Annotated in this window: 12 protein-coding genes and 1 other RNA gene; 12 read left to right on the top strand and 1 reads right to left on the bottom strand. The window is 41.7% G+C overall.

Annotation, left to right across the window (positions count from 1 at the left end; genetic code table 11):
- Window positions 1-227: 227 nt before the first annotated feature.
- From gap to O0550_RS14390, 6 genes are all read left to right on the top strand, one after another.
- A complete protein-coding gene (gap, locus tag O0550_RS14415) occupies window positions 228-1232 on the top strand; it encodes a type I glyceraldehyde-3-phosphate dehydrogenase (protein WP_003341177.1) in 1005 nt (334 codons plus the stop codon).
- 116 nt (window positions 1233-1348) lie between these two features.
- A complete protein-coding gene (locus tag O0550_RS14410) occupies window positions 1349-2530 on the top strand; it encodes a phosphoglycerate kinase (RefSeq protein ID WP_258426688.1) in 1182 nt (393 codons plus the stop codon).
- Between the two features lie 36 nt (window positions 2531-2566).
- Window positions 2567-3322: a triose-phosphate isomerase gene (gene tpiA, locus O0550_RS14405; RefSeq protein ID WP_258426687.1), complete on the top strand. Its 756-nt coding sequence runs from the start codon at window positions 2567-2569 to the stop codon at window positions 3320-3322.
- 13 nt (window positions 3323-3335) lie between these two features.
- Window positions 3336-4874 carry a 2,3-bisphosphoglycerate-independent phosphoglycerate mutase gene (gene gpmI, locus O0550_RS14400; protein WP_035318481.1) on the top strand — a complete coding sequence of 513 codons (1539 nt, stop codon included), beginning with the start codon at window positions 3336-3338 and terminating at the stop codon, window positions 4872-4874.
- 27 nt (window positions 4875-4901) lie between these two features.
- Window positions 4902-6191 carry a phosphopyruvate hydratase gene (eno, locus tag O0550_RS14395; RefSeq protein ID WP_003341170.1) on the top strand — a complete coding sequence of 430 codons (1290 nt, stop codon included), beginning with the start codon at window positions 4902-4904 and terminating at the stop codon, window positions 6189-6191.
- A 108-nt stretch (window positions 6192-6299) separates the two neighbouring features.
- Window positions 6300-6446 (top strand): hypothetical protein, encoded by a 147-nt coding sequence (locus O0550_RS14390; protein ID WP_258426686.1) that lies wholly within the window; start codon window positions 6300-6302, stop codon window positions 6444-6446.
- Window positions 6447-6479: 33 nt separating this feature from the next.
- Here O0550_RS14390 and O0550_RS14385 read toward each other — a convergent pair whose 3' ends face one another.
- The gene (locus O0550_RS14385; protein WP_003334398.1) at window positions 6480-6881 is read right to left on the bottom strand and encodes a c-type cytochrome; all 402 of its coding nucleotides are present in this window, start codon (window positions 6879-6881) and stop codon (window positions 6480-6482) included.
- A 419-nt stretch (window positions 6882-7300) separates the two neighbouring features.
- On the opposite strand from O0550_RS14385, the gene secG reads away from it, so the two are divergent.
- The 6 genes from secG (at window position 7301) to O0550_RS14355 (ending at window position 13192) form a co-directional block, all read left to right on the top strand.
- Entirely contained in the window at window positions 7301-7543 is a 243-nt protein-coding gene (gene secG / locus O0550_RS14380) for a preprotein translocase subunit SecG (RefSeq protein ID WP_003334399.1), read from the top strand.
- 184 nt (window positions 7544-7727) lie between these two features.
- Window positions 7728-10217 (top strand): ribonuclease R, encoded by a 2490-nt coding sequence (gene rnr / locus O0550_RS14375; protein ID WP_258426685.1) that lies wholly within the window; start codon window positions 7728-7730, stop codon window positions 10215-10217.
- A 103-nt stretch (window positions 10218-10320) separates the two neighbouring features.
- The gene (gene smpB / locus O0550_RS14370) at window positions 10321-10794 is read left to right on the top strand and encodes an SsrA-binding protein SmpB (RefSeq protein WP_096887117.1); all 474 of its coding nucleotides are present in this window, start codon (window positions 10321-10323) and stop codon (window positions 10792-10794) included.
- Between the two features lie 190 nt (window positions 10795-10984).
- Window positions 10985-11339: a transfer-messenger RNA gene (ssrA, locus tag O0550_RS14365) on the top strand.
- Window positions 11340-11577: 238 nt separating this feature from the next.
- A complete protein-coding gene (locus tag O0550_RS14360; protein ID WP_258426684.1) occupies window positions 11578-12621 on the top strand; it encodes a hypothetical protein in 1044 nt (347 codons plus the stop codon).
- A gap of 298 nt (window positions 12622-12919) precedes the next feature.
- The gene (locus O0550_RS14355; protein ID WP_022585481.1) at window positions 12920-13192 is read left to right on the top strand and encodes a CD3324 family protein; all 273 of its coding nucleotides are present in this window, start codon (window positions 12920-12922) and stop codon (window positions 13190-13192) included.
- The last annotated feature ends 112 nt before the right edge of the window (window positions 13193-13304 follow it).

Raw genomic sequence — 13304 nt, 5'->3', positions numbered from 1 at the left:
AAATAGTGTGGAGAGTTATAAACAGATCACACGTTTGACAAGTAAAGGACTAGGGTAAAAAGATTTGTAGACATGGAATTGGTTGGATAAAGTTTGACATACTAAAAACAAAGGCTTTTTATTCGTAACATGGTTTTGTAATCGTCTGGTCATAGTAAGCTATGAACTGGTTCGATATAGATTCTCTAAAAAATTATTCTAAGAGTGGAACTTAGGAGGTTATCTACATGGTAAAAGTAGGAATTAACGGTTTTGGACGAATTGGACGTAACGTATTCCGTGCAGCTCTAAACAACCCAGCAGTTGAAATTGTTGCAGTAAATGACTTGACAGATGCAGTAACATTAGCGCATCTTTTGAAATATGACACTGTACATGGCAAATTGAATGCTACTGTTGAAGTAAAAGGAAACAGCCTAATTGTTAATGGCAAAGAAGTAAAAGTTCTAGCTGAGCGTGAACCTGCTAAATTGCCTTGGGGCGAGCTAGGTGTTGAAATCGTAGTTGAATCTACTGGTCGTTTCACAAAACGTGAAGATGCTGCGAAACACCTTGAGGGTGGAGCTAAGAAAGTAGTTATCTCCGCACCTGCTACAAACGAAGATATCACAATCGTTATGGGTGTTAACCACGAACAATATGATCCAGCAGCTCACACTGTAATCTCTAACGCTTCTTGCACAACAAACTGCTTGGCACCATTTGCAAAAGTATTGAACGACAAATTCGGAATCGTTAAAGGTCTGATGACTACTGTTCACTCTTACACAAATGACCAACAAATTCTTGATCTGCCACACAAAGACCTTCGTCGTGCTCGTGCAGCGGCTGAGAACATTATCCCAACTTCTACTGGTGCAGCGAAAGCCGTATCTTTGGTATTGCCTGAGTTGAAAGGTAAACTAAACGGTTTTGCAATGCGTGTACCAACTCCAAACGTGTCTGTAGTTGACCTAGTTGTTGAAACAAAAACTTCTACAACAGTTGAAGAAGTAAACGCAGCTCTTAAAGAAGCTTCCGAAGGCGCATTGAAAGGTATCATGGGATACTCTGAAGAGCCACTAGTTTCTTGCGACTATAATGGTAACCCTGATTCTTCTTCCATTGATGCTCTATCTACAATGGTAATGGAAGGCAACATGGTTAAAGTAGTTTCTTGGTATGATAACGAGTCTGGTTACTCCAACCGTGTAGTAGATCTTTGCAAATACATTGCTGAAAAAGGTCTGTAAGCCATACAAACTTTCATGTAATGTGAAAAGGGAGAGCTTCTCTCCCTTTTCCACTATGTATAAGCTAGATTAAGCAAGTATTTAGTCAGGTAACAAGTCTGAGGGGGGTACCTTCCGTGAACAAAAAGTCCATTCGCGATATAGAATTAGCAGGTAAACGTGTGTTTTGTCGAGTAGATTTTAACGTCCCAATGCAAGATGGCGTAATTACAGACGACACGCGTATTCGTGCTGCTGTTCCAACTATTCAATATTTAATCGATAACCATGCTAAAGTCATTTTGGCTAGCCATTTCGGCCGTCCAAAAGGTGAAGTAGTGGAAGAAATGCGTCTTACTGCGGTAGGCGAACATCTAGCTTCTCTTCTTGGCAAACCCGTAAAAAAACTGAACGATTCAATTGGCGCAGAGGTTGAGTCTGCTGTTCAAGCGATGAAGGAAGGCGACGTAATCCTTCTTGAAAATGTTCGTTTCCATAAAGGGGAAGAAAAGAACGATCCTGAGCTAGCAAAAAGCTTTGCAAGCCTTGCTGACCTGTTTGTAAACGATGCATTTGGTACAGCTCATCGTGCACATGCAACGACTGCGGGTATCGCTCAGCACATTCCAGCAGTAGCTGGCTTGTTGATGGAAAAAGAGATTCAATTCATGGGTGGTGCTTTGTCCAAGCCTGAGCGTCCTTTCACAGCAATTGTGGGTGGAGCGAAAGTAAAAGACAAAATCGGCGTAATTGAAAATCTGTTGGGCAAAGTAGACACTTTGATCATCGGTGGCGGTATGGCTAACACTTTCATCAAAGCACAAGGTTACAATGTTGGGGCTTCCCTTTGTGAAGAAGATAAGCTGGATCTTGCTCGCACGTTGATGGAGCAAGCAAAAGAGCGCAATGTGAATCTGCTTATGCCAGTGGACGTAGTGGTTGCTGATAAATTTGCAGCAGATGCCAATACGCAAGTGGTAAGCATTGACGCGATTCCAGAAGGGTGGATGGCCCTCGATATCGGACCAAAGACCGTGGATAACTACCGTGATGCAATTGTTCCTTCTAAAACAGTAGTCTGGAACGGACCTATGGGTGTATTCGAAATGGATGCTTTTGCAAGTGGTACGATTGCTGTTGCTAACGCAATGGAAGAATGCCAGGGCACAACAATCATCGGTGGTGGTGATTCTGTAGCGGCTGTAGAAAAAGCAGGTGTAGCAGATAAGATGACCCACATTTCTACTGGTGGTGGAGCTTCCCTTGAGTTCATGGAAGGTAAAGAGCTACCAGGCGTAACCGCATTGCAAGACAAGTAAAATGCTATCTTTTGTAAAAGGTGAGGAGTGGAAGTAATGAGAACACCAATTATTGCTGGGAACTGGAAGATGTTCAAAACAATCGCGGAAGCAACTACGTTTGCCTCTCAATTACCAAAAGAGGATCAAGCTCCTCAAATTGAAAAAGTAATCTGCGCACCTTTCACAAACTTGCCAGCATTGGCTGAGCAATTCAAAGGTACTCCTTATAAATTAGGTGCTCAAAACGTGCATTTTGAAGAAACAGGTGCATTTACCGGTGAAATCAGCCCGCTAATGTTAAAAGAGCTAGGTGTTGAATACGTGATTATCGGACATTCCGAGCGTCGCCAATACTTCAACGAAACAGACGAAACGGTGAACAAAAAAGCAAAAGCAATCCTTGCTCATGGTATGAAGCCAATTGTTTGCGTAGGGGAGTCCCTAGAAGAGTACGAGGCTAATATCACTGAAAACGTGGTTCGTACGCAAACAGAAGCTGCTCTTAGCGGTCTAACTGCTGAGCAAGTAAAAGAAACTGTAATTGCTTATGAGCCAATTTGGGCAATCGGTACAGGTAAATCTTCTACGGCTGAAAATGCTAATAAAACGATCGCTTTCATCCGCAGTGTAATTACTGGTGCATTTGATGCTAACACAGCAGCTCAAGTACGCATTCAATACGGTGGTAGCGTGAAACCTGAAAATGTGGCAAGCTATATGGGTGAGTCCGACATTGATGGAGCACTAGTTGGCGGAGCGAGCCTAACTGTTGAAGGCTACATGGGCTTAGTCAACGGAGTACAACAGTAGGAGGGGAAGCTATATGGCTAACAGACCAAAACCAGTTGCGTTAATTATTATGGACGGGTTTGGTCTTCGCACGAATGATTACGGTAATGCTGTTAATCAAGCGAAAAAACCAAACTACGAGCGATTGATGAATGATTACCCGAATGCTACCTTGCTAGCATCTGGTCTTGAAGTAGGTCTTCCAGAAGGACAAATGGGTAACTCCGAGGTAGGTCACTTGAATCTTGGTGCAGGACGCATCATTTATCAGGATCTTACTCGCATCACCAAGTCCATTAAAGAAGGCGCATTTTTTGAAAACGAAACATTGATCGCTGCTTTTAAGCATGCGAAAGAGAATAACAAAAAGGTTCACTTCTTTGGTTTATTGTCTGATGGCGGTGTTCATAGCCACATCAACCATCTACTTGCTCTGCTTGAGCTTGCAAAAAAGGAAAACGCAGAGGATGTATTTGTCCACGGATTCCTAGATGGTCGCGATGTAGCTCCTGATAGTGCCGTTACCTACATTGAAGAAGTACAACGTAAGATGGATGAGCTTGGCGTTGGTAAAATCGCGACTGTCCAAGGCCGTTATTACGCTATGGACCGTGATAAACGCTGGGAACGCGTTGAAAAGGCATACCGTGCTATGGTATATGGCGATGCCCCTCATTACTCTGATGCAATCAAGGCAGTAAAGGAATCCTATGAGAAATCTGTCATGGATGAATTCGTTATGCCTGCTGTAATGGTTGATGAGAATGACCAGCCGATTGGGAAAGTAGAAGACGGTGATTCAGTTATCTTCTTCAATTTCCGTCCTGACCGTGCTATCCAAACCTCTCAAGCGTTCACGAATGAGGATTTCCGTGGATTTGACCGTGGAGAGAATTATCCGAAAGACCTACACTTTGTATGCTTAACGAAATTCTCTGAGTCAGTCGATGGATATGTAGCCTACAAACCAACAAACCTAGATAACACGCTAGGTGAAGTGTTAGCTCAAAATAATCTGAAGCAATTGCGCATCGCGGAAACAGAAAAATATCCGCATGTAACGTTCTTTTTCAGTGGCGGTCGTGAGCAGGAGTTCCCAGGTGAGACGCGTATTTTGATTCCTTCTCCAAAGGTAGCTACCTATGACCTACAACCAGAAATGAGCGCTTATGAACTAACTGATGCAGTAGTGAAGGAAATTGAAGAAGAAAACTTCGATACAATCATTCTTAACTTTGCAAACTGTGATATGGTTGGCCATTCAGGTATGATGGAGCCTACCATTAAAGCTGTTGAAACTGTTGATGCTTGCGTAGGTCGCGTAGCAGACGCTATTATTGCTAAGGGCGGAGTAGCTATCATCACAGCCGATCACGGAAACGCTGATTGGATGCTTACAGAAGAAGGCAGACCAATCACTTCTCATAGCACAAACCCTGTTCCAGTTATTGTGACCAAAAAAGGTATCGACCTGAGAGCAGATGGTATTCTAGCTGATTTGTCTCCTACTATGTTGGAGCTATTAGGTGTAGAACAACCAGCCGAAATGACAGGAAAATCTATTATTAAATAAGAATAAGAGAATAAGGAGATGGCATTTATGACAACAATTATTACTGATATTTACGCTCGCGAAATTCTGGATTCCCGTGGTAACCCAACTCTAGAGGTAGAAGTATACTTGGAAGACGGTTCTATGGGCCGTGCAGCAGTTCCATCTGGTGCTTCCACTGGTGCACACGAAGCAGTTGAGCTTCGCGATGGTGACAAATCTCGTTACCTAGGTAAAGGTGTAACAAAAGCTGTTGCAAACGTAAACGATACAATCGCACCTGAGCTAATCGGTATGGACGCTACTGACCAAGTTGGTATCGACATGACGATGATCGCTTTAGACGGTACTCCAAACAAAGCAAAATTGGGTGCTAACGCTATCCTAGGTGTATCTATGGCAGTAGCTCGTGCAGCAGCTACTTCTCTAGGTGTTTCCTTGTACAACTACATGGGTGGATTCAACGCGAAAACTCTTCCAGTTCCTATGATGAACATCCTTAACGGTGGAGAGCACGCTGATAACACAGTAGATATTCAAGAATTCATGGTTATGCCAGTAAATGCTCCTTCTTTCAAAGAAGCTCTACGTATGGGTTCTGAAATCTTCCACTCCTTGAAAAAGGTTCTTCATGATAAAGGCCTTAACACAGCAGTAGGTGACGAAGGTGGTTTCGCTCCTAACTTGAAATCCAACGAAGAAGCGATCACTACAATCCTAGAAGCTATCAAAGCTGCTGGATACGAAGCTGGTAAAGACGTATTCATCGCTCTTGACGTAGCTGCTACTGAAATGTTCAAAGATGGCAAATACCACTTCACTGGTGAAGGCGTAGTAAAAACGACAGAAGAAATGGTTGCTTTCTATGAAGGCCTAGTATCCAAATACCCAATCATCTCTATCGAGGACGGATTGGCTGAGGATGACTGGGAAGGTTGGAAGCTTCTAACTGACCGCCTAGGAAGCAAAGTTCAATTGGTTGGTGACGATTTGTTCGTAACCAACACGGAACGTCTAATTACTGGTATTGAAAAAGATACTGCTAACTCCATCTTGGTTAAAGTTAACCAAATCGGTACATTGACTGAGACTTTCGATGCAATCGAAATGGCTAAACGCGCTGGTTACACAGCAGTTATCTCTCACCGTTCTGGTGAAACAGAAGATTCCACAATCGCTGACATCGCGGTTGCAACTAACGCTGGTCAAATTAAAACAGGTGCTCCATCCCGTACAGACCGTGTTGCGAAATACAACCAATTGCTTCGTTTGGAAGATGAATTGGGTGAAACAGCTCGTTACGGTGGCCGTGCAGCATTCTACAACCTTAAAAAATAAGCTTCGTTTTATACGAAAAGACATCTTTGCTTTTGCAAGGGTGTCTTTTTTTGTTCATGGAACAAAAAGGTCGAACAAGGAGCATTGAATGCGCAGGAGTGGTATACCTTGGTAGAGATGCATTATCGCCATCATCCCTTACAAAAAGAGCATTGCAAGCATTTTTATCACGGATTAAGCAGCAAAAACAAAGAAGCTCTGATGTCATTTGGACGATCAGAGCTTTTGACTATATCAGGAAAGGCGCTCGTCTGATATATTTTTGATGTGTTCGGAAGAGTAAATGAATTATTTCTTTTCAGACAACCATTTAGATACTGCTGATATTTCCTTTGCATCTTGAAGAACACCTTTTGGCATAGTACCTTTACCGTTTTTGATGACATCACTTATCGCTTTTTCATCAAGCTGTGAGCCGATGTTTGCAAGTGCGGGACCCACCATGCCTTCCAGGTTTTGACCGTGACAGGATGTACATTTTTGTTTAACAATTTCTTCAGCATTGATATTGGTAGTTCCACCAGCTCCGCCGCCCTTTGCTTCTTCGCCATGTTTAGGCGGATAAATAATAGAGGCTACGAGGAACAGTACGAAAACGAGGAACAAGATACCAAAAGAGAACCCAAATGCTTTCGCCGAGTCAACTACGTCGTTTTGATTCACGTCTTTCTTAAAGTTTGAACCAGCCATGCGAAAGGAACCTCCTAAATACTAGATATAAGAATGAAACCTACTTGCATTTTACGGGAAAAGCAGTGTACTTGCAAGGAAAGTGACACACTAGTTCACAATGTACACAATTCTGACAATATTTAAAGAACTTATGCTTTCTTACCTTATTATAGAAACATATTCAAAATGATGGATAAAGTAAGCGCTTTTATCGGTAAAAAAGGTAAAGATTAAAAGTGAAATAAATTGATTAATCTAAAAAAGTCTGACATTTATCATTATAAAACCTTGGCAATTTTTTGTATAGGGAATCCATTGTCTGGAAGTGTATGGAAAGGATGTTTCAGCAAGTTGTTGTTCCCTTTTAATTGTGGTAAAGTAAAGATTATAGACAATGAAGGGTCGGTTGTACTTACATTGTAACGAGGTGAAATTTTATGCTAGCTTTACTTGCAAAGATTTTCTTAATAGTTTCCGCTATCGGTTTAATTCTTGTCGTTCTTCTGCAATCTGGTAAAAGCGCCGGTCTTTCTGGTGCAATTAGCGGTGGGGCTGAACAACTTGTTGGTAAACAGAAAGCAAGAGGAATGGATGCTGTTTTAGGTAAAATCACAGTGGTTCTCGCTGTATTATTTATGCTATCCGCTATCTTGCTGGCATTCTTCCTTCAAGCAAAGTAAATGGTAAAAAGACAGCAGACGCTTTTGTGTTGCTGTCTTTTTTTGTACGCATTTCTACATATGATGGTACAAAGAAATAAATGACGGGTACAATAGTAAGGAAAGTATTACGAGAGAAGAACATGTTTTGTGTTAAACATAACTTGGCATACTAAAACATAATCAAGAAAAAAGGAGCTTTTACATGAAAGATATAGATATCCTTTCCTTTATGAGGGAACAGGCGTATCATCCGATGACAATACATGAACTAGAAGAAGCGTTTGGCTTACAGAACTCAAACGATTTTAAGCAGCTAGTAAAAACCTTGAATCAGCTTGAGGATAATGGGGAAGTTGTACGTACACGTGCAAACCGCTATGGGATTCCAGAAAAAATGAACTTGTTTCGCGGTAGGCTACAAAACCATCCTAAAGGGTTTGGCTTTGTCATTCCTGAGACTCAAGGCGAAGAGGATGTGTATGTGCACTCTAATGATATGCAGGGAGCAATGCACGGGGATACGGTATTAGTTCGAGTGGAAAAAGAAGCATTCGGAAGTCGGCTGGAGGGTAAAATCGTTCGGATAGTGGAACGTAGCACTCATACGATTGTCGGAACCTATCAGGATGAACGCCATTACGGCTTTGTTATTCCAGATGACAAGCGGATTGGTAAAGATATCTTTATTCCACAGCAAGCAGTAAATGGGGCTGTAGATGGCCATAAAGTGGTTGTACAGATCGTTAAGTACGCAGAGGGTAGAGGAAACCCCGAAGGAGAAATAACCGAGATTCTAGGGCATAAAAACGATCCTGGGGTGGATATCCTTTCGATTATTAGAAAGTTTAACTTACCAGAGGGCTTTCCCGATGATGTGCTTGCAGAAGCGGAAGCGGCTCCTGATCGGATTTCGGATGAAGAGATAAAAGGTAGACGCGACCTGCGTGAGCGCATGATGGTTACGATTGATGGAGCAGATGCAAAGGATTTGGACGATGCCGTTTCTCTGGAGCAATTAGAGAATGGGAATGTGCGTCTAGGCGTTCACATTGCTGATGTAAGCTATTATGTCAAAGGAAAATCAGCGCTAGATCAGGAAGCTTACAGACGTGGTACAAGCGTGTATCTAGTGGATCGAGTCATTCCGATGATCCCACACCGATTATCAAACGGTATTTGTAGCTTAAATCCAAAAGTGGATCGGTTAACGATTACCTGTGATATGGAATTTGATGCAGGGGCTAATGTTGTTTCGTATGATATCTATTTAAGTGTAATTCGAACCAACGAGCGAATGACATATGCAGATGTGCGTAGTATTTTAGTGGATCAGGATCAGGAGTTACGTGAGAAATATCAGGAATTAGTCCCGATGTTTGAAAGCATGGAAGAGCTTTGTCTCAAATTGCGTAAAAAACGGATGCAGCGCGGGGCTATCGATTTTGATTTCCGTGAGGCGAAAATTTATGTAGACGCTGAAGGAACACCAACCGATATCGGCTTCCGCACGCGCTCCATAGCTGAGCAAATCATTGAAGAGTTCATGCTCGCAGCCAATGAAACAGTTGCAGAACACTTCCATAAGCTGAAGCGTCCTTTTATTTACCGGATTCATGAAGATCCAAAGGAAGAAAAGCTACAAAACTTCATGGAGTTCATCACTAGCTTTGGGTACAGCGTGCGCGGCAAGGGAACGTCAGTTCATCCAAAAGCGTTACAGCAGCTGTTGGAGGAAATCAAGGGGACACCAGAAGAAGTCATTATTAGTACGGTATTGCTTCGTTCCATGAAACAAGCACGTTACGATGCGGAAAGTATGGGACACTTTGGGCTATCTACCGATTATTACACGCATTTTACTTCGCCTATTCGCCGTTATCCGGATTTAATTGTGCACCGAATGATTCGTTTATGGTTGGAGAAAAAACAGCTTGATGCGAAGGAAGAAGCATATTGGATTGCTGAAATGCCAATCATCGCAGAGCATACTTCACAACGAGAACGCGTAGCAGTAGATGCCGAGCGTGAAACAGACGATCTGAAAAAAGCTGAGTACATGCTACAGCATATTGGCGAAGAGTTCGAGGGCGTGATTTCAAGTGTCACCTCCTTCGGTATCTTTGTAGAGCTGCCAAATACGATTGAGGGATTAGTCCACGTTAGCTATCTAACAGATGACTATTATAATTACCATGAAAAAATGTACGCTCTGATCGGAGAACGTACAGGAAAGCAGTATCGCATTGGCGACGAGGTTTTGGTCCGTGTAACTACTGTTAATGTTGACGAACGCACCATTGACTTTGAAATCGTAGGTATGAAAAAGCCAAGTGAGCTACGATTTAACAGATCTCGTCAGGCAAAAGTGATTAATGGTAATGGCCGAGACAAGGATCGCGGTGGTAATCGAAAACAGCGTCGCTCGAAGTCTTATAAAGATACAGGTCCGGCGGCTGCGAAACGAAAGCATAAGCAGGAACGAAATCCAGGTGGTCAAAATACCCGTGGAAAAGATGCACAGCGTCGTTCAACTGGTAAAACAGAAGCGGGACGGTTTATCGCACTTCCAGGCCAAGAAAATCAGGAAGCAGTGGAATCCAAACAAAAGGGCTTTTGGGAGGATTTTGTAAGCTCCAAGCAAAAGAAAAAACGAAAATCCGTGGTAAAACAAGCGAAGCGTAAGCGGAGATAAGCGTGAAGAGACGCAAGAAGGCAATGGAGTACAAAGCATTGCCTTCTTGTCTTATTTTTGTTAAAATTAAAGGCACTACTCTTGCTCAGATGAGGTGATTTCCGTGACCGTTTCTAAAAAAGGAACAAAAACTGTAGCCCAAAACAGAAAAGCCCGACATGATTATCACATTGAAGAAGTGATGGAGGCAGGTATCGAGCTAACCGGTACGGAAATCAAGTCGATTCGAGGCGGACGAGTGCAGCTGAAGGATAGTTTTGCTCGTATTGTTAATGGAGAGCTTATTTTATATAACGTGCACATTAGCCCTTACGAACAAGGCAATCGATTCAATCATGAACCTGAACGAAATCGCCGTTTGTTAATGAAGCGTTTGGAGATTCTGAAATTGAACAGCTTGATTCGTGAACAGGGATATTCCCTTGTTCCGCTTAGCATTTATTTAAAAAACGGCTGGGCAAAGCTTGAGCTTGCTGTTGTCCGTGGGAAAAAGAATTATGACAAGCGTGAGGACCTGAAGAAAAAGGATGCCCAACGCGAGGTTGCGAGAGCTCTGAGAGACCGTCAGAAATATTAGAGGAAAAGAACGGCTTCAGGCGGCAGTTCTTCCAACTCTGCCAGTAACCCACATTGAGATTTTTACGTAAACTGTGGTAGTATAGGTGTACAACGATGGACGATTTGAGACATCGTTGCAAGCCATTTATTTTATATCAGGCTGTGTAGTAAAGAAAAACTGAATAAGTTTTCTTTGCTCTTTCTATCCTGGGGGCGTTTTGGATTCGACGGGGATGGTAGAGCATGAGAAGCGAGCCGGGGGGCTGCGGACCTCGTCAACAACGCGGAAAGCCATTAACTGGCAACAAACAACTTTCTCTAGCTGCCTAATCTCAGCTAGGTGCTACCACTCCATCGCCCATGTGGCGTGACTAGCACTCACTCTTAGTGGGATACGCCTGAGGCTTCCGTCTGGAGCCGATGGAAGAAGATCAATCAGACTAGGTAGCGGGTCAGCGCGTCACTCCGCGAATCCACTACCGAAACATAAATGAGTGACTGCGCTCGGAGATGCTCATGTATCGCTGTTTTCGGACGGGGGTTCGAATCCCCCCGCCTCCATAAAAGTACCGAAATTGGGAGATTTGACAGGTAAAAGCTGTTGAATCTCCCAATTTTCATTTTTATGAAGAATGATTTAGAAAATAGATGGAAACACACTTTTTTTTGCTAGGACAAGGAAAAGAAATCGTATTGAAAAATTAGTGTCAGTCTTTCGTGTGAAATGATCGAAAATTATGAAATCATGTTATTATCATCGATGAAACCATACCCGTATTTATATATTGGAGGCAAATATATAATGCAAAAAGAAAAATGGGGCGAAATACCTCTCATAATCCCACTTAATCCTATCGTAAATCCATCATTCATAGCTTGCAGTCATTCCTGTGAAAAAGGAAAACTGGAAATCTGTAACATTAATCTCGAAAATGGGAAAAAGAAAACCCTATATCCCACCCCTCACCAAATAGCGAAAATCTCAATCTCACCTACAGGCAATGTAATATACGGAGCTGAGCTTGATCAGCAAGATAACAAAAATGTAATCGCATTTTATACGATAGAGACCAATGAAAAACGTACAAATAAAATTGCAGTGATACCAGCTGACGAATATCGCAATAAATGGATGGAAACCAATAGCCTGAATGACGTTGAGGCTCATTTATCTGAAATATATGCCCTAGATGATCAGTACGCCATTTTTTTTATCTCAAATTCAGGGGTAGAGTATGGGAAACCTTATTATAGTGATATTTTCTTAATTGATTCGATTGAACCATCTGTTTATAAAATAACTTCAGATATAGGTCATAATGATAGTTTGCTTCGACTTGATAGCCTACAAGCTTTCTATGCCGATCAGCATTACTACTTCTATATGAAGACAGGTAGAATTTATGCGTATGAAAAACAAAGCATGTGGAGAGAGACAAAAGCAAGTGATCCTTACTATGACCATTTGGAAACCATCATGATTTTTAACACGAAAGATTTTATTGAACAAGTAAAAGCCAATCAGAGAACACTAAATGGAAAATTAATTGAGCAGGTTAATTACAATCAGACTTTGAGTGAAATAGATATAACAGCAGAAGGCATAAGCTATTTATGGGGCGACATTCCAAATGATGTACAATGCTTGATAAAATACAAGGCGAGCAACAATGAAAAAGATAAAATTTTTAATGAGACAAGAATAAAGGAATACAAAAATAGGGATGTACATGAAGATTGGCTGTATGAGCATATTGCCAAATTACAGAACAACATGAATGATAGGTATACGTTAGAAACTCGATATAATCATTATAATGTATTCCTAAGCGAAGATTTTGGTTAGACTGGGTATCCGAAATCAGTACCAATCAACCATAACTCACTTCCCCTGACAAACCACATCATATATGATTGAAATTATACAAAAAATGACTAATGAAAATCCCAGGAGGTGATAAGCAATGGCAATGAAGCGTAGTTTGTCAGAAACCGCAGCATCTCATGCAAAGCCAAGTATTGGAGGCGATACTTTGCATGGGGTGGATATTCAATAGAAAATCGCCCAAGTTAGCATAGATCATTTCTAATTTTTGGCTTTGCACCTTATTTTCATTGATTTAATGAATAGGGGGCAGTCAGAAATGAAATATGTGAGTGCAACAGCTATTTTACCCGAAAAGCTGCTTGTTGAAATTCAAAAATATATTCAAGGTGAAACCATATATATTCCCAAACCAAAAACGACACACCAAAAATGGGGCTCGCGTTCTGGCGGAAGAAAGCTCATTGATGATAGAAATACTGCCATTAGGCATGCATTCAAAAATGGAAAAACGATTCATCAATTAGCTGATGACCATTTTCTTTCGGTAGAGACGATTAAAAAAATTGTATATTCCAGTAAACAGGCGTGAAGATTGCTGCACTTATAATCTATTCCCAAGATTATAAGTGCTTTTTGTATGTCGAGTTCATTTCTGAATCAAAGACTGCATATCAAAGCACAAGCCAATTTTTTATAGTGAA

Origin of the sequence: Brevibacillus halotolerans (assembly GCF_026891775.1) — a bacterium.
GTDB lineage: Bacteria > Bacillota > Bacilli > Brevibacillales > Brevibacillaceae > Brevibacillus_B > Brevibacillus_B halotolerans.
Note: the sequence above shows the minus strand (reverse complement) of the source record. Positions and strands in the feature narration are given on the sequence as shown.